Consider the following 15,795-nt stretch of genomic DNA (forward strand, 5'->3'; position numbering starts at 1 on the left):
GCAAGTTACCGGCGGCAGCGCTATTGACGATAGGTCCAACAATGCCGAATCCACTGTGAGTGCCGCCACACCGCGGCCGCCGTCCGCCGTCCTGATCCGGCCGCGGGCCCGGCCCTGGCCGGGGCGCCGCGTTGACGTGCGGCGCCCCCGCCCCCGACGATCTGTAAGCACGCCCGGGTCACCCCTGAGACCCGCGTCCGACGTCCCCCCACCTCGGAGGCAGCCGATGCCCCTCGCGCACTTCGACGGCGCGCTCGCCGTCATCACCGGAGCCGGCGGCGGCCTGGGCCGCGCCACCGCGCTGGCACTGGCCGAACGCGGCGCCACCGTCGTCGCCGCCGACATCGACCTGCCCGCCGCCGAACGCACCGTCGAGCTGGCCAAGGCGGCGGGCTCCGGCGGCACCGCACACCGGGTGGACGTCTCCGACGCCGCCGCGATGGCGGCGTTCGCGGCCGAGGTGCGCGAGTCCCACCGCGTCCCCGACATCGTCGTCAACAACGCGGGCATCGCGGTCACCGGCTCGTTCCTCGACACCGGCGTGGCCGACTGGGAGCGCATCATCGGGGTCAATCTGTGGGGCGTCGTGCACGGCTCGCGGCTGTTCGGCCGCCAGATGGTGGAGCGCGTCAACGCCCTGCCCGCCAAGCCCGACAAGCCCAACTTCGGCGGGCACATCGTGAACATCGCCTCGGCCGCGGGGTTCGCCCCGTCCCGCGAACTGCCCGCCTACTGCACCACCAAGGCTGCGGTGGTGATGCTGAGCGAGTGCCTGCGCGCCGAACTGGCCGGCTCGCGGATCGGCGTCACCGCCGTCTGCCCCGGCTTCGTCGCGACCTCCATCGTGCGGAACTCCACGTTCGTCGGCGTCTCCGCGGACGAGGCGCGGCGGTTGCGCGAGCGCGGCGACCGGGCGCTCAAGGCGCGCCGCTACCCGCCGGAGAAGGTGGCCGAGCGCATCGTGGCGGCCATCGTGAAGAACAAGGCGGTCGTCCCGGTCAACTTCGAGGGCCACCTGTTCCACGCGCTGTCGCGGGTCTCCCCCGGCTCGCTGCGCATGCTCGCCCGGGTCCCCGCCGCGCTGCGCTGACCCGGGCTCAACCCGGCCCCGCCGCCCCGAGCATCCCGGCGGCGTCGCGCTCCTCGACCGGCACCCCAGCGGGATGGTCGAGCAGCGCGAGGCAGGCGGCATGCCCGGCGGCGGGGCCCAGGGTCCGCATGTCCATCCGCGCCGGCATGCCGGGGCGGCCGTCCCAGGCGCGCAGCCGCGGCGGCTCGTGCGGGGCGGAGACGTGCAGGCGGCCGAGCGGGACGCGCAGACCGTCCCCGGTGGCCTTCAAGAGCGCCTCCTTGCGCGTCCAGTAGACGAGCAGGCCCGCGGCGCCGGTGTGCGGCTCGTCGTCCGCGAGCAGCCGGCGGGCGATGGCGTCGCCGATCCGGCCGCTGTCCTCCTCGACGTCGACGCCGAGCGGCCCGTACGGCGACACCGCGACCGCGACCAGAGCACCGGAGTGCGACACCGACAGATGCGGGCCGCCGGCGATGACTGGCGGGCCGTGCGGCTCGGCGCAGTCCGGGCACCGGCGGCTGATCGGAACCCTTTCCGGGGCGAGCCCGGACCGCCGTCCGGCCACCACCCGGGTGATCGCCACCCCGAGCGTGAACCGGTCCCGGTCCACATCGCGGAGATAACGTTCCCGCCGCGCACGTTCGGCCGGGTTCAGCAACGCCGCCAGGCCGGGCGCCGCGGCGCTCACCGGGGCCCACCAAACGGTAACCGGTTCCACTTTCAACTCCATTCACAACGCCCCCGACCATGCCATTGGACGATGACATGTTCGGCATTATTCCGGCGAGCGCCAATGGTGCGCCAATGGACCCGCACGGCGGTCCACCCGGGCAACGAAAAAGGCCGCGGGATGGGGGTCCATCCCGCGGCCTTCACTCCAGGTCCTCGGCCTCACCTCGGAGGTCACCTGACCCAGGACACTCCTGCCGGCTGTACGGCCACGTCGTCGACCTCCTCCTCCCCAGGAGACATCGCGCGCCGACTCATAACGATCACCCACCGGGGAGCCGGGCGCTTCCCTCCCCATTACCGAAACAGCCTAGAAGCGATTGACATCACCTATGCCGCGATCGGCCAATTCAGGTCAGAAATGGTTTAGCGGAAGCCCCGCAACACTTCACCCGCTACCCGGGTCGCCCGGTTCAGGCAGTCCTGCTCGCGATCCTCGGCCCGGCCGCGGGTCTGCTCGCTGTAGCTCACCGTGACCACCACGTTGCGCTCCCGCACCGTCACCTGCCCGACCACCGTCGGCTGCCCCCGGTCCGCCTTGAACACCCGGAACGCCTCGTCCCCCATCCCCGGATGCCGGGCCAGGCTCACCGTCCGCTCCAGCGTGGCGTTGTCCGCCTGCGTCCACTGCGCCCCGAAGTAGCGCCTGGCGTCCTCCACCGGCGTCGCGGTGTTGCCCGGCGCGTACAGGTACGCCTCCACCCGCAGCCAGCGGAAGCCGTCCCCTCCGGAGGTGTAGGTGCACGTGGTCAGCGTCTGGTTCGAACTCTCCCGCCGCTGCGCCCGCGGGATCAGGCCCTGGACCGTCCCCGCCGCGACCGTCCCGCACGGCGCCGGCAGCGCGCCGATCGTCCGCTCCTGGGACTCCTTGGCGGGCGGGGCCGCCGCCCGCCGCGGCGGCGCGCCGCGCTCCTCCCCGCCGCCGGGGAAGAACAGGAACACCGCCCCCGCCGCCAGCACGAAGGAGACCCCGGCGACCACCAGCGCCAGCACCCTCGGCCGGCGCCCGACCGCCGGCGGCCTCGGCGCCGAATACTCCCTCTGGAAGGGTTCCGGCGTACGCGGAAGGCCCACTCCTGACTCCCCTGTTCGCCCCATACCACTCGCAAGGTAATCGTCCCGGCGGCCACCTGGCCAGGGCCCCCGAAGGCACGAAATCCCCAACCCCGGGGACAGCACGCCGACTGTCGGACCGGGGGATCACAATGGAACTGTGCAGCTCACGGAGATCGCCCGTACCTCGGCCGCGGTGGCCGCGACCTCGTCCCGCAAGGCCAAGACCGACCTGCTGGCCGGCTGCCTGCGCGGCGCCGACCCCGGCGGCGAGGCCGCCATCGTCGTCGCCTACCTCTCCGGCGAGCTCCCCCAGCGCCAGATCGGCGTCGGCTACGCCTCCTTCCGCGACCTGCCGCCGCCCGCCGCCGAGCCCGGCCTGACCGTCCCCGAGGTGCACGCCGCCTTCAGCGAGATCGGCGCGGTCTCCGGCAAGGGCTCGGTCACCCGCCGCCGCGACCTGGTCACCGCGCTGATGGCCCGCGCCACGCACGCCGAGCAGGAATTCCTCATCCGGCTGCTGTCCGGCGAGCTGCGCCAGGGCGCCCTCGACGGGGTGATGGCCGAGGCGATCGCCAAGGCCGCCGAGGTGCCCGCCGCCGACGTCCGCCGCGCCGTCATGCTCCGCGGCTCCCTCGGCCCCGTCGCCACCGCGGTCCTGGCCGACGGCGCCGCGGGCCTGCGCGCCTTCACCCTGGAGGTCGGCCGCCCGATCAAGCCGATGCTCGCCGCCTCCGCCCCCTCCGTCGAGGAGGCCTACGCCAAGCTCGACGGCGAGGCCGCCGTCGAATGGAAGCTCGACGGCATCCGCGCCCAGATCCACATGCGCCCCGCCGGCATCTCGGTGTTCACCCGCACCCTCGACGACATCACCGACCGCCTCCCCGAGGTCGTCGAGGCCCTCCGCGGCCTCCCGGTCCGCGACGCCGTGTTCGACGGCGAGCTGATCGCCCTGCGCCCCGACGGCTCCCCGCACCCGTTCCAGGTGACCGCCGCGCGCACCGCCACCCGCACCCGGCGCGCCGAGTCGATCCCGCTCTCGCTCTTCCTGTTCGACGTCCTGCACCTCGACGGCGACGACCTGCTCGACCGTCCCGGCACCGAACGGCACGCGGCCCTCGTCCGCGTCGTCCCCGAAGAGCTGCGCATGCCCCGCATCGTCACCGCCGACCCCGCCGAGGCCACCGCCTTCTTCACCGACGCCGTGGCCCGCGGCCACGAGGGCGTCCTGGTCAAGTCCCCCGGCACCGCCTACACCGCGGGCCGCCGCGGCGCCGGCTGGATCAAGGTCAAGCCCCGCCACACCCTCGACCTGGTCGTCCTGGCCGTCGAATGGGGCCACGGCCGCCGCCGCGGCCTCCTGTCCAACCTCCACCTGGGCGCCCGCGACCCCGAAACCGGCGGCTTCGTCATGCTCGGCAAGACCTTCAAGGGCCTCACCGACAAGCTCCTCGCCTGGCAGACCGAAGCCCTCCGCGCCCTGGCCGTCAGCGACGACGGCTGGACCGTCCAGGTCAGACCCGAGCTGGTCGTCGAGATCGCCTTCGACGGCATCCAGCGCAGCCCCCGCTACCCCGGAGGCATAGCCCTCCGCTTCGCCAGAGTCCTCCGCTACCGCGAAGACAAGACGGCGAGCGAAGCCGACACCATCCAAACCGTCCTAAGCCTTGGAGCCCTCAAGGCGCCAGAGGGCCTGTAACCACCCTCAGGGCTCGCGGACGGCCGGACGACAGCTCAGGCGTGTGTGAACTCCAGGCGGATGGGGTCTTTCGCTGCGAGGACGATGACCGTGCCGGTCCTGCGGGTCCAGGTGTCGGAGATCAGGAAGTAGCGCCCGCCCGTGTGGTCGAGCAGGCGCAGCCCGGTGTACTTGAAGCGGTAGGTGCTCTTGTCGTCCGGCAGGGGCGACTCGGCCACCCCGGGCGCACTGAGGTGAAGCCGCTGCGGGCTGTAGACCGCCACCTTGGTGAGGTCGCGAGGGTTCACCTTGTCCGCGAGGTTGTTGCCGAGCACGGTCGCATAGTGGGACGTCCCCCAGAACAGAGCGAACGCGACACTGAGCGCCACGAACCCGCGAAGCAGCGTCTCGCGGGCGGGCGGCGAACCCCCGACATGCGCTCCGTAATAGGCCAGCAGGACACCCGCGCCGATGCTGAACGGGAAGGCGATGTAGGCGAACGCGTTCAGGGCCGGGACGAAGCCCAGCACGTAGATGACCGCCGGAAACACGAGCCACGCCAGCGAGAGCAGGCGGAGGACGACTGCCGTGAGACGTCCGGAAGTCTCCAGCTCGCGGGTCAGCCACCGGTCGAGGGCGATCCACAAGAAGCCGCCGATCGCGACGACCAGGAGGAGCACCAGGACCTGCCCGACGCTCCTGAGCACGTAATCCCTGGTCGACATCCCGAGGATGCTCTCTTTGATGCCCAGGCGCTTGGCCATCACATCGCTGCGCTGCCAGCCGAAGTAGACCAGCATGGCCGTGATGACGGTGGCATTGGCCAAGATGGCGCTGACCCACCGCAACAACCCGGAATGTGGCGACTCCCCCGCGGGTTCGTCGGGGGTCGTCATCCGGTGGCCTCCACGGAGGGGGTCTCGGACGGCGACTCTGGGGGTGACGGCTCAGGCGTGGGGGTCTCCACATCCGGTGATGAACCGCCGGGGCTGGGATCCGTTGGGCAATCTCCGAACGCCGAGACCGGCCGCCGTTTGATGAGACTCGCCGCCGCCCGATAGAGGAAGCACATGAACTGCGGCTCGGTGGGCTTGCTCAGCCCAGCGAACGCGCTCTTGGCATCCGCGCCTCTGCGCTCGCACAGCGCGATCCCAACACGGAGCAACCGCATCGCCTCCGGGCCGGGTGGCGCCACAGAGTTCGGGGCCTTCGCTAGTTGCGCACGGGCCCCGGCACAGTTCCCTGCTTGCAGGGCCTCGTAGACCAGGCCGGAGGAGGCATTCACACCGGTATTGCCTACGGGAAGTTCGAGTGGCCCGTAATCGGTGTCTTGTCCACCGCCGCCACCGCCGCCTGGGTTGTTGCCGCTGTTGTTCTGGGGCGCGTTCGCGCCCGGTTCGTCCGGGCTGCCGCCGCTGACCGCGCCGCTACCGCAACCGCAGGCCAGCGCAAGAATGAGTGTTACCGCCAGAGTCCGTCCACGGGTGAGATCCATTGTTCCCCCGGTTCCGCCTTCAGGGACAAGGATCCCTTTCGGGCCTGCGCAGGGGTATCGAATTTCGCGGCCGGTTACGGACAGGGCAGGCCCGGCTACAGCCTCCCGTCACCGGGCTCTTCTCGTCCTCACCGTCAGAACTCGGGGGCCGGGCCAAGAGAGGTCAGGGCTCGCGGACGGCCTTGAGTTCGATATCGAGGTCGAACGGCAAGGTGCCGGTGATCCGATCGTGCTGCACGCCGGTCGCGACGTATCGGCCGGTGGCGTCGTCGAGCTCATAGGTGTAGATCGCGAACGCCGGTGCCGTCTGACTGGTCTCCACCCGCCAGTAGTGCCGGATTCCCGCCTCCGCGTACAGGGCCGGATGCATTCGCCGGTCCTTGCGCTTGGTGGACGGCGACACCACCTCGGCGACGAGCGCCACAAGGTCGGCGGAAATGGGACGTTCATACGGGTCGTGGTCGCAGGAGTACACGACGATGTCGGGTGCGATCTCGACCGGCTCGACCTCGTCGTCGTCCAAGAGAACGTCCACGTCGGTGTCGACCTGCCAAGCAGCGGGAGCCGCTTCTTCGACACGGGTCGCCAGACGCCGCGCGATGCGCTGGTGGATCGGGCGGCGCCGCGGCTTCAAGACGAGTTCTCCGTGGACGAGGCCGACCCGTACCGGGAGGTCTTCAGGAAGTGCCTCATAGTCCGCCCGAGTCCAGGTCTCACCCGAGGGCAACGGGATCGTCAGCGCGCGCATGGCTCGCAAACTGATCCAAGTCATCGTGGGGCGACCGGAGGGCCGTCCGGACCGTCGCTGCGGTGCGGCCACCGGGCGGACGCGTCGCGCCGCAGACGGGAGACCTCCTCCATGCGGTCACCAGGGATGATGACCTGGGTGACGTCCACGGCGTTCTCGTCCTTGGCGCTGTAGCTGATGCGGACGATCTCCCACACGGGCAGTTCGACAGGGATGAGCAAGAGACGCGCCTCGTCGACGGTCGGCATCCGCACGCGGCGCCGTTCGAGCCACTCCAAGGGGCCGTGCCCGTTGCGCTCGATCGCGTCGATCCAGGCGCCCGGCCCCGTCCCATAGGCCTCTTCGACTTCGGGTGTCTCAGCGGTGATCCTCGGGTGGATCCATGTCGTGGAGATCTGGAAGGCCGGCTCACCCGCCGGGCCGGTCACACGCAGCCGTCTCATCACCATTTCACCGACCGACACGTTCAGCATGTGCGCGAGCCGGGCGTCCATGATCGGCGCCTTGCCGACCTCCGGCTTGCCGTGGTGAACCCACAGCTCATTGCCCATGGCGGCGGGGAAGCTGTAGCCGCCGGCGAACTCCTGTCCGTCCTTCACATGTCTGGTGTTGCGCTTGACCAGGTCACTTCTCAAGATCGTCTTGCGATGTCCGGGGCGGACGACCGTCCCGCGGCGAGGCACGGAGACCAGGCGACCTTCCTTGGCGAGCTTGCCCACCGCACGCGCGACGGCGTTGCGGCTGGCGTTGTACTGCTCGGCAAGCTTCTCCATCTGCGGCAGGGTCTCGCCCGACTGCCACTCACCAGCGTCGATACGGCGTTGCAGATCATCGGCGATCTCGTTGTACCGAGCTGACCCCACGTGTCCGACTCCTCGCGTTGGGTTTATTTGTTGAAGCTTATTGACGAGGGCGCACCCTACCGCCACCATGAACTTCGGCCGTGATTTGTTGAAGCAAATCATGCCGAAGATCGTCCATTCTCGACCTTGAAGACCTACCCGATGCGTCAGGCACGACCCGTCAAACCGGTGTTCCGGTGGGCAAGCCGACGAAGGAGGCCGGGCCCATGGCAGATGCTAGAACCAGCCTGTCTCAAGCGGCGCCAGCAACGCTCGCAGAACCATGCTCAGCAGGCGCTCGGTGAACGCCGAGACGGTGGCCCAGGAGGGCCTGGACATGACCTTTGTGGCGGCGGCCACGGCTCCGGCCCAGGTCCGCACCCATCTGAAGTTCCGGCTCTCGGACTGGGGGCTCCTGCGCGCCGCGGAAGACGTGTGCGTGATCGCCGGTGAGCTGATCACCAACGCGGTGGAGAGCACACCCGACCGTGAGATCCGGGTGAGGTTCACACGAGAGCGGTGCGGGGTCGTGCTCGCCGTCTGGGGCAGCTCGGATGACCTCCCGGTGAGCAGACCTTTGGCGGAACTCTCGCTAACGGACATCACCCCGGATCCTGAGGCGCTGGACCCCGGGCACGACGACGGCACGGGTGGATGGGGTCTGCCGATCATCGAGGCGCTGTCCGCTCAGTGCGGGGTCCGGAAGACCCACCCGCATGGCAAGTGGGTGTGGTCTCTCGTCTCGTTCTGAGCCCCTCTGCGGCTACGTTCCGGTGGGCGGTGGCAGGTCTGGGACGGGGGGCGGCCAGGGGAGGACGGTGTTGATCTCGCTGGCGCCGCGGCGGCGCCGGGGCAGGTCGTCGGACTCGCCCTCCGGGGTCGGTTCCGGCGTGGCGGGCTCGGCCGGGAGCTGGGGCTCGAAGGTGATCAGGCCGTCCTGGGTGAGCGTGGCCAGGTCGTGCATCACCGAGTAGAGGCCGCGGCCCAGGGAGAAGGCGATGTCGCGCACCGTGCGGCGACCGTTGACCTTTGACAGGACGTCGCCGCGGGGCGCGCCGTCGTCCGGGGGCACGGGTTCGGGGACGGCCGGATGCGGACGCCTGTTGATCTCCAGGCCGAACTCCCGCCACTGGGACGCCGCGGCCAGCCTGCGGGCGGTCTCGCGGACGAGCCGATGGGCGTCCAGACCGGGATCGGCGGGCAGCAGCGGCGCGAGATCGTCCTCGCCGTACGGCTCGGCGGTGCAGGTGCGCACGCCGCACAGGGCCATGGCGAAGACGGCGTCGACGACGGCGACCTGGGTCAGGACCTGGAGCCCGGCGGCGCCGAGGAGGCCGCGGTCGACCAGTTCGGCGGCCATCCGGCCGTGCGGCGCGGCGGCGGCGAACGCGTCGGTCCAGTCGGCCTCGGAGATCCGGCCCGAGCGCAGAAGCAGGGATTCGGGCCCCGGCGCGGCGGGTGTGCCGGCCGCGACGACGAGTCCGTCACGCATCGTCACGGCGCCGGCCTGGCCGCCCTCGATCCGCAGCGTCCCGGAGAAGCGCTCCTGGCCGCGGCGCTGGAGCGCGGAGTCGAAGATGCCCGTCCGCGCGGGTGGGTCGGCGGTTGAAAAGGAAGGTGCGGTCACGTCGTCCGTCCAGAACGGGGCCAGTGTGCTCAGGGGCATCATGCCAGGCGCCGCGGGCCCGTTTCGGCCGGACGCCGGGACGGGCCTCCACTCGTTACATCACTTCCGGGCGACCCTAAGTCAGGTAAGAAAGCAACCGATTTCCTAGTTGAAATGTCCAACTTGGTCCGGCTTGCGCCGGTATGTTGGCGCTGATCAACAAGACCTGCTCACGCCGGGGGGACAGGGGATCTCGCACATCCCCCCGCGGGCGGATAGACCGTGATGAGGGGCCTGAGTGGACATCGAAGCCGCGCTCAAGCAAGCCATGACCATCGAGGGGGCGCTCGGCGCCGCACTCGTCGACTACGAGAGCGGCATGTCGCTCGGGACTACCGGGGGAGGCCGCGACCTGGACCTGGAGGTCGCCGCGGCGGGCAACACCGAGGTGATCCGGGCCAAGACCCGCACGCTGGAGGCGCTGCGGATCGACGACACCATCGAGGACGTCCTCATCACGCTGGACCGCCAGTACCACGTGATCAGGCTGCTCAACCGGGGCGGCAGCCGGCTCTTCCTGTACCTGGCGATGGACCGCTCCCGCGCCAACCTGGCCCTGGCGCGCCACACCCTGCGCGGCATCGACAACGACCTGAGCCTCTAGAACGTCACGTCGCCGCCGGTCGTCCGACCGCGACCGGCCGCCGATCCCGGAACGATCAGCCGGGCCGCTCCGCGCTGCCCTCGTGCACACGCGCGATACCGATCTCAATAGAGGGAAGAACACCGGGGATGTCAAACGAAACGGTCCTCGCGGAGCTGCACGCTCTGCGCGACAACGTGGCCGGGGTGACCGACAGCGCGGTGGCGTCGGTCGACGGAATGCTCATCGCCTCCGACACCGCGGAGGTCCGTCCCGACGTCCTGGCCGCGCTCGCCGCGGCGGCCCTGGGGCTGGGGAAGAGCGCCGGGAAGGAGGTCGGCATGGGCGAGCTGCGCGAGGTCGTGACCCGCTGCCAGCTCGGTCACATCGTCGTCTACGCCGTCTCCACCGGCCAGCTCCTGGTCGTCCTGGGCGACGAGGGCCTGGACATCACCCGCCTCCATCTGGAGTCGCGCCCGGCGGTGACGCGCCTCGGCGACCTCCTGGCCAACTGACGGGTCAGTCGTCGTCGTCCTGGGGCCGGGGCTTCCGGGTTCTGGTTCCCCGGCGGGGAGAGCGGCCTCGGACGGCTGAACGGAGCGCGCGTTCCCTGCCGGTGGTCCTGCGGCGGGCGGGGTTGAACGGGGTCCTGCGGGCCGGGCGGTCGCGGGTGACGCGGCGGCGGGTGGACGGTCTGCGGTGGAGGAGTTCGGGCGGGATCAGGTCGTGGCGGCCGGCGATGAACTCCTGGATCCAGATCTTGACGCGGATCAGCGGGCGGCGGAAGCGTTCCTCATGCCATGCGGCGGAGCGGGCCTTGCGTGAGCCCGGGGCGTACTGCCAGCGGGCCCACGGGGAGCCTGGACGGGCCACCCGGATCGCGCCGATCACCAGCAGGAGCGGCAGGAAGAGGCCGGCCAGGCCGGTCCAGATCTTGCCCTTGAAGACGGTGATCACGGCCAGCGCCAGGTTGACGATCAGGGACGCGACGTAGACGGCGCCCGGCAGCGGAGGGCTCCCGTCCTGGTCGGGCCGGAGGCCTTCGAAACCGACCGGGCGGACGCCGAGCAGGAGGAGGCCGGTCACGGCGATCGCGACGAAGACGGCGTCGACGGACGCGCGGCCCTTCTCCGTCCAGTAGACGTCGCTGAGGTGCAGGATCAGGGCGAACTCGTCCAGCACCAGGGCGGAGCCCACGCCGAAGATGACGGCGGCGGTGACGACGAAGCCCTGGTAGTCCTCCGGGACGGCGAAGCCCATCACGCCGCCCACCAGCATGAGGACGACGCCGAACACGACATGGTGGATGTGCAGGTCGCCGGCCTTGACGTTGCGGAACCACCAGCTGACGTTCGCGCGGATCAGGCGGACGTTCACCCGCGTCGCCACGAAGGTGATGATGAACGCCACGAAGAAGGCGAACAGCGGCAGCCGCCCGGTGTCGGCCACGCGAACTGAGAAGAAATCGGACAAGGCACCCCCCTGGGCCCCATGATGCCCTGTGACATGCGGGGATATCGTTAATGGGCGACGAAGGGGGAGGGTATGGGCCGTTCCGTGGACAGGTGCGACCCGGGCCGCCGGGAATGGATCTCCGAGGCGATCCGGAAGGTGGAGGCCGACGCGAACCGCAGCGCCGACACGCACCTGCACGTGTTCCCGCTTCCGGAGGAGTGGGGCATCGACCTGTATCTGAAGGACGAGTCGGTGCATCCGACCGGGTCGTTGAAGCACCGGCTGGCGCGGTCGCTGTTCCTGTACGGGCTGGCGAACGGGTGGATCTGCGAGGGCACCACGATCATCGAGGCGTCCAGCGGGTCGACGGCGGTGAGCGAGGCGTACTTCGCGCGGCTGGTCGGGCTGCCGTTCGTGGCGGTGATGCCGGAGCGCACCAGCCAGGAGAAGATCGAGCTGATCGAGTTCTACGGCGGGCGGTGCCATCTGGTGGCCGATCCGGCGGCGATCTACGCCGAGTCGCGGCGGCTGGCGCGGGAGTGCGGCGGGCACTTCATGGACCAGTTCACCTACGCGGAGCGGGCGACGGACTGGCGCGGCAACAACAACATCGCCGAGTCCGTCTTCGAGCAGCTGCGGCTGGAGCGGTTCCCCGAGCCGTCCTGGATCGTGGTCGGCGCGGGGACCGGCGGGACGTCCGCGACGATCGGCCGGTACGCGCGGTACCGGCGGTTCCAGACCCGGGTCGCGGTGGTGGACCCGGAGGGCTCGGCGTTCTTCGGCGCGTTCGCGGACGGGGACAGCGCCCGTACCGCGGCGGGTTCGCGGATCGAGGGGATCGGGCGGCCGCGGGTGGAGCCGTCGTTCCTGCCGACCGTGATCGACCGGATGATCCAGGTGCCGGACGCGGCGTCGATCGCGGCGATGCGGTGGACGCGCGAGGTGACCGGCCGGAGCGTGGGCGGGTCGACCGGGACGAACATGTGGGGCGTGGCGCTGCTGGTCGCGGAGATGCTGGAGCGCGGCGAGCGCGGCAGCGTGGTCACGCTGATCTGCGACGGCGGCGAGCGGTACGCCCGCACCTACGGGTCGGACGACTGGCTCGCCGGGCAGGGCATCGCGGTGGGCCCGTACATGGACACGCTGCGGGCCTTCCTCAAGACGGGCGAGATGCCCTAGCCGTTGAAGCGGATGGGGTTGACCAGGTCGGCGTAGATGAGCAGGCCGCCCATCACGATCAGCACGGCCGCCATCACGTAGGTGAGCGGCAGCGCCTTGGCCACGTCGACGTATCCGGGGTCGGGACGCCGGAAGAGGCGGGCGAAGCCCTTCTTGACGGCCTCCAGGATGGCCCCGGCCATGTGGCCGCCGTCCAGCGGCAGCAGCGGGACGAGGTTGAACATGCCGACGGCGAGGTTGAGGGAGCCGAGCAGGGCGATGAACATCGCGACCTTCTCGACGGTGGGGCTCTCGGAGGCGGCGATCTCCCCGCCGAGGCGGCTGACGCCGACCACGCCGATGGGGCCGTTGGGGTCGCGCTTCTCGTCGCCGAAGGCGGCGTTCCAGACGCCGACCATCTTCTGCGGCATCCGCAGCAGCGCCCCGGCGGTGTGCGCGGTCAGCTCGCCCATGTAGTCGGCGACGGCGACCGGGCCCTGGCGCTCGCGTTCCTGGAGCGGGGTGATGCCCAGGAACCCGACGTTGACCACCTTTTCGGTGTCGTTGAGGTCGTACATCTGGTTGCGGGTGACGGGCACCTGCAGTGCGACGGGCTTGCCGTCGCGCTGGACGGTGACGGCGACGGTGCGGCCGCCGGAGTCGCGGATCAGGCCCTGCAACTGGTCGTAGGAGCCGATCTTGCGGCCGTCGTAAGTGGTGATCCGGTCGCCGGCCTTGAGCCCGACGGAGGCGGCCGGGGTCGGGGTGTAGCCCTGCGGGCAGTCGGTGAGCTTGGAGCCGGCGGGGATCGCGCACTTGGCCACCGAGCCGATCACCGGCTGCGGGGTGGGGGTGCCGATGCCCATGAGCAGGATCCCGAAGAACATCACCGCGAGGATGAGGTTCATCGCGGGCCCGCCGAACATGATGAGCAGCTTCTGCCACCACTTCTTGGCGTAGAAGACGCGGTCCTCGTCGCCCGGGCGGATCTCCTCCAGCGACGCGCCGCGGGCGGACTCGATCAGGCTCTGCCACGGCCCGGTGCTGATCTGCCGGACCTCGCCGGGCCGGTCGCCCTTGCGCGGCGGCAGCATGCCGATCATGCGGACGTAGCCGCCGACCGGGATCCACTTGACGCCGTACTCGGTCTCGCCCTTGTGCCGGGACCACATCGTGGGGCCGAAGCCGACCATGAACTGCGGGGTCCGGACGCCGAAGAGCTTGGCGAAGGAGAAATGGCCCAGTTCATGCAGGGCGATCGACGCCAGCAGGCCGAAGAACAGGATCAGTACTCCCGCCAACCAGCCCATGCTCGCCCCGTCCCTCCGTGATCTCCAACGACCCGTTCAGGGTACGTGAATCCGGGCCTCTCGTGACCGTGGAGTTATGCACGCGTGGCCCTTGCGCACCCGCCGGTGGTACGGCGGGTGCGCCCCGTCCGGTTCAGCGGGGCGGGGCGCCGGCGGCTGGTCGGCGGGGTGCGGCCGCTGCTAGCCTGGCCACCAGCCGATGATCCCGCGCGGGAGAGTGCCCTGGCAGCCGGTCAGGGACGCCGAAGGAGCAAATCCTCCCCGGAACCTCTCAGGCCCAAGGACCGCGCGGGCCAGGCGACCTCTGGAAAGCGGGGACGCGACCGTCCCCCGCCGAAGGTGAAAGCCCTCCGCCCTCCGCGGGCGTGCGGGGTGAAGCTCTCAGGCGCCGCGACCGGCCGATGACAGAGGGGGAGGCACCGACCGCGCCCGGTGCGGGTGGGACGATTGGTTCCACGCGCCCGCGACGAAGGAGCCGACCCATGTCCAGCACAGCGCCCTCAGACCCGGGGGACGCCAGGAAGACGCCGCTGTACGACGTCCACCGGGCCCTCGGCGCGCACCTCGTCGACTTCGCCGGCTACCTGATGCCGCTGCGGTACGCGAGCGAGACCGCCGAGCACCGCGCGGTGCGGTCCGCCGCGGGGCTGTTCGATCTGTCCCACATGGGGGAGATCTTCGTGGACGGTCCGGAGGCGGCCGCGGCGCTCGACTACGCGCTGGTCGGCAACCTGTCCCCCATGGCCGTCGGCAAGGCCCGCTACACGATGATCTGCGGGGTCGACGGCGGGGTGCTGGACGACCTGATCGTCTACCGGCTGGCCGAGCAGACGTTCATGGTGGTGGCCAACGCCGCCAACGCCGCGACGGTGCTGGCCGCGCTGACCGAGCGGGCGGCGGGCTTCGCGGGGGCGCGGGTGGCCGACCGCTCCGGCGAGTACGCGCTGATCGCGCTGCAGGGGCCGGACGCGCAGGGGATCCTGTCCCGGTTCACCGCCGCCCCGCTGCCCGACCTCCGCTACTACGCGATCATGGCGGACGAGGTCGCGGGCGTCGACGCGCTGATCGCCCGTACCGGCTACACCGGCGAGGACGGCTTCGAGCTGTTCGTGTCGGCCGCGGACGCGGTGCCGCTGTGGAACGAGCTGGCGGCGGTCGAGGGGGTGACCCCGGCCGGGCTGTCGGCGCGGGACACGTTGCGGCTGGAGGCGGGCATGCCGCTGTACGGCAACGAGCTGACCGTCCAGACCAATCCGTACGAGGCGGGCCTGGGCAGGGTGGTCAAGCTGGATAAGCCCGGAGATTTCGTGGGAAAGGCCACGTTGGCCGCGCAGGCGCAGACCCCGCCAGGCCGTAGGCTCGTAGGGCTGGTCGCGCGCGGCCGCCGGGCGCCCCGCAAGGGGTACGAGGTCGTCATGTCCGACGGCACGCCGTGCGGGGTGGTGACGAGCGGCGCCCCGTCCCCCACACTGGGCACGCCGATCGCGATGGCCTACGTGGACATCGGGGTGGACGAGGACGGGCTCGCCGTCGACGTCCGCGGCCGCCGGGAGCCGGTCGACGTGGTCGCCCTGCCCTTCTACAAGCGTTCCTGAGACCTGGAGAGAGAAACCACCGTGAGCGTTCCGGAGCAGCTGCGCTACAGCGAAGAGCACGAATGGGTGTCGGGCCTCGGCACGGCCGAGGACGGCATCGTCACCGTCGGCATCACCGCGCACGCCGCCGACGCCCTCGGCGAGATCGTCTTCCTCGAACTGCAGCCCGGCGAGGGCGACCAGGTCGAGGCCGGCGAGCCGTGCGGCGAGGTCGAGTCCACCAAGTCGGTCAGCGACATCTACTCCCCGGTCAGCGGCGAGATCACCGCGATCAACACCTCGGTGATCGACGAGCCCAAGGTGATCAACGACGACCCGTACGGCGAGGGCTGGATCTTCAAGGTGCGGATCTCCGACGAGCCCGGCGACCTGCTGGACGCCGAGGCCTACGACAAGCTGATCGAGGAGTCCTGA

At 70.7% G+C, this 15,795-nt stretch carries 16 protein-coding genes and 2 riboswitches; of the genes, 8 read left to right on the forward strand and 8 right to left on the reverse strand.

Annotated elements, in window-relative coordinates; genetic code table 11:
• Positions 1-226 precede the first annotated feature (226 nt).
• A complete protein-coding gene (locus ABD340_RS27875; RefSeq protein ID WP_344592854.1) occupies positions 227-1,090 on the forward strand; it encodes an SDR family NAD(P)-dependent oxidoreductase in 864 nt (287 codons plus the stop codon).
• A gap of 7 nt (positions 1,091-1,097) precedes the next feature.
• Here the strand turns inward: ABD340_RS27875 and ABD340_RS27880 are convergent, their stop codons facing one another.
• Both ABD340_RS27880 and ABD340_RS27885 read right to left on the reverse strand, forming a co-directional pair.
• On the reverse strand, positions 1,098-1,787 hold the full coding sequence (locus ABD340_RS27880) for a 4'-phosphopantetheinyl transferase family protein (protein ID WP_344592856.1): 690 nt from the start codon (positions 1,785-1,787) through the stop codon (positions 1,098-1,100).
• A gap of 377 nt (positions 1,788-2,164) precedes the next feature.
• Entirely contained in the window at positions 2,165-2,872 is a 708-nt protein-coding gene (locus ABD340_RS27885) for a hypothetical protein (RefSeq protein ID WP_344592858.1), read from the reverse strand.
• Between the two features lie 139 nt (positions 2,873-3,011).
• Here ABD340_RS27885 and ABD340_RS27890 point away from each other — a divergent pair, with 139 nt between their 5' ends.
• Positions 3,012-4,550, forward strand: a complete 1,539-nt coding sequence (locus ABD340_RS27890; protein ID WP_344592860.1) for an ATP-dependent DNA ligase — start codon at positions 3,012-3,014, stop codon at positions 4,548-4,550.
• Between the two features lie 35 nt (positions 4,551-4,585).
• On the opposite strand, the gene ABD340_RS27895 is transcribed toward ABD340_RS27890, so the two are convergent.
• The 3 genes from ABD340_RS27895 to ABD340_RS27905 form a co-directional block, all read right to left on the reverse strand.
• Positions 4,586-5,425, reverse strand: coding sequence for a hypothetical protein (locus ABD340_RS27895; protein WP_344592861.1), 840 nt, complete (start codon positions 5,423-5,425; stop codon positions 4,586-4,588).
• Positions 5,426-6,187: 762 nt separating this feature from the next.
• The gene (locus ABD340_RS27900) at positions 6,188-6,772 is read right to left on the reverse strand and encodes a Uma2 family endonuclease (RefSeq protein ID WP_344592862.1); all 585 of its coding nucleotides are present in this window, start codon (positions 6,770-6,772) and stop codon (positions 6,188-6,190) included.
• Between the two features lie 20 nt (positions 6,773-6,792).
• Positions 6,793-7,737 (reverse strand): GntR family transcriptional regulator, encoded by a 945-nt coding sequence (locus ABD340_RS27905; RefSeq protein WP_344592864.1) that lies wholly within the window; start codon positions 7,735-7,737, stop codon positions 6,793-6,795.
• A gap of 160 nt (positions 7,738-7,897) precedes the next feature.
• Here ABD340_RS27905 and ABD340_RS27910 point away from each other — a divergent pair, with 160 nt between their 5' ends.
• A complete protein-coding gene (locus ABD340_RS27910) occupies positions 7,898-8,365 on the forward strand; it encodes an ATP-binding protein (protein WP_344592866.1) in 468 nt (155 codons plus the stop codon).
• Between the two features lie 12 nt (positions 8,366-8,377).
• On the opposite strand, the gene ABD340_RS27915 is transcribed toward ABD340_RS27910, so the two are convergent.
• Positions 8,378-9,283, reverse strand: coding sequence for a hypothetical protein (locus tag ABD340_RS27915; RefSeq protein WP_344592868.1), 906 nt, complete (start codon positions 9,281-9,283; stop codon positions 8,378-8,380).
• A 265-nt stretch (positions 9,284-9,548) separates the two neighbouring features.
• Between ABD340_RS27915 and ABD340_RS27920 the strand changes: the two genes are divergently transcribed.
• Positions 9,549-9,884 carry a hypothetical protein gene (locus tag ABD340_RS27920; RefSeq protein WP_344593254.1) on the forward strand — a complete coding sequence of 112 codons (336 nt, stop codon included), beginning with the start codon at positions 9,549-9,551 and terminating at the stop codon, positions 9,882-9,884.
• Positions 9,885-10,012: 128 nt separating this feature from the next.
• Entirely contained in the window at positions 10,013-10,378 is a 366-nt protein-coding gene (locus ABD340_RS27925; RefSeq protein ID WP_344592870.1) for a roadblock/LC7 domain-containing protein, read from the forward strand.
• Positions 10,379-10,382: 4 nt separating this feature from the next.
• On the opposite strand, the gene ABD340_RS27930 is transcribed toward ABD340_RS27925, so the two are convergent.
• The gene (locus ABD340_RS27930; RefSeq protein WP_344592872.1) at positions 10,383-11,312 is read right to left on the reverse strand and encodes a hypothetical protein; all 930 of its coding nucleotides are present in this window, start codon (positions 11,310-11,312) and stop codon (positions 10,383-10,385) included.
• A 96-nt stretch (positions 11,313-11,408) separates the two neighbouring features.
• On the opposite strand from ABD340_RS27930, the gene cds1 reads away from it, so the two are divergent.
• Entirely contained in the window at positions 11,409-12,497 is a 1,089-nt protein-coding gene (gene cds1 / locus ABD340_RS27935) for an L-cysteine desulfhydrase Cds1 (RefSeq protein WP_344592874.1), read from the forward strand.
• Here the strand turns inward: cds1 and ABD340_RS27940 are convergent.
• Positions 12,494-13,786 carry a M50 family metallopeptidase gene (locus ABD340_RS27940; RefSeq protein WP_344592876.1) on the reverse strand — a complete coding sequence of 431 codons (1,293 nt, stop codon included), beginning with the start codon at positions 13,784-13,786 and terminating at the stop codon, positions 12,494-12,496. The two genes, cds1 and ABD340_RS27940, sit on opposite strands and share 4 nt — an antisense overlap.
• 200 nt (positions 13,787-13,986) lie before the next feature.
• A riboswitch (glycine riboswitch) is annotated at positions 13,987-14,083 on the forward strand.
• A 4-nt stretch (positions 14,084-14,087) separates the two neighbouring features.
• Positions 14,088-14,197: riboswitch (glycine riboswitch) on the forward strand.
• Positions 14,198-14,268: 71 nt separating this feature from the next.
• Between ABD340_RS27940 and gcvT the strand changes: the two genes are divergently transcribed.
• Positions 14,269-15,381 (forward strand): glycine cleavage system aminomethyltransferase GcvT, encoded by a 1,113-nt coding sequence (gene gcvT / locus ABD340_RS27945; RefSeq protein WP_344592877.1) that lies wholly within the window; start codon positions 14,269-14,271, stop codon positions 15,379-15,381.
• Between the two features lie 21 nt (positions 15,382-15,402).
• Complete coding sequence (gene gcvH / locus ABD340_RS27950; RefSeq protein WP_344592879.1) at positions 15,403-15,795, forward strand: glycine cleavage system protein GcvH; 393 nt, start codon at positions 15,403-15,405, stop codon at positions 15,793-15,795.

The sequence above is a fragment of the Actinomadura vinacea genome, assembly GCF_039532545.1.
Taxonomy (GTDB): Bacteria; Actinomycetota; Actinomycetes; order Streptosporangiales; family Streptosporangiaceae; genus Spirillospora; species Spirillospora vinacea.

What these genes read in the sequence shown, in the direction of transcription:
- ABD340_RS27875 (WP_344592854.1), top strand. Translation starts at nt 227, where the DNA reads ATGCCCCTCGCGCACTTCGACGGCGCGCTCGCCGTCATCACCGGAGCC.
- gcvT (WP_344592877.1), top strand. Translation starts at nt 14,269, where the DNA reads ATGTCCAGCACAGCGCCCTCAGACCCGGGGGACGCCAGGAAGACGCCG.
- ABD340_RS27915 (WP_344592868.1), bottom strand. Translation starts at nt 9,283, where the DNA reads ATGATGCCCCTGAGCACACTGGCCCCGTTCTGGACGGACGACGTGACC.
- ABD340_RS27905 (WP_344592864.1), bottom strand. Translation starts at nt 7,737, where the DNA reads ATGATTTGCTTCAACAAATCACGGCCGAAGTTCATGGTGGCGGTAGGG.
- ABD340_RS27920 (WP_344593254.1), top strand. Translation starts at nt 9,549, where the DNA reads ATGACCATCGAGGGGGCGCTCGGCGCCGCACTCGTCGACTACGAGAGC.
- ABD340_RS27940 (WP_344592876.1), bottom strand. Translation starts at nt 13,786, where the DNA reads ATGGGCTGGTTGGCGGGAGTACTGATCCTGTTCTTCGGCCTGCTGGCG.
- ABD340_RS27910 (WP_344592866.1), top strand. Translation starts at nt 7,898, where the DNA reads ATGCTCAGCAGGCGCTCGGTGAACGCCGAGACGGTGGCCCAGGAGGGC.
- ABD340_RS27900 (WP_344592862.1), bottom strand. Translation starts at nt 6,772, where the DNA reads ATGCGCGCGCTGACGATCCCGTTGCCCTCGGGTGAGACCTGGACTCGG.
- cds1 (WP_344592874.1), top strand. Translation starts at nt 11,409, where the DNA reads ATGGGCCGTTCCGTGGACAGGTGCGACCCGGGCCGCCGGGAATGGATC.
- ABD340_RS27895 (WP_344592861.1), bottom strand. Translation starts at nt 5,425, where the DNA reads ATGACGACCCCCGACGAACCCGCGGGGGAGTCGCCACATTCCGGGTTG.
- ABD340_RS27925 (WP_344592870.1), top strand. Translation starts at nt 10,013, where the DNA reads ATGTCAAACGAAACGGTCCTCGCGGAGCTGCACGCTCTGCGCGACAAC.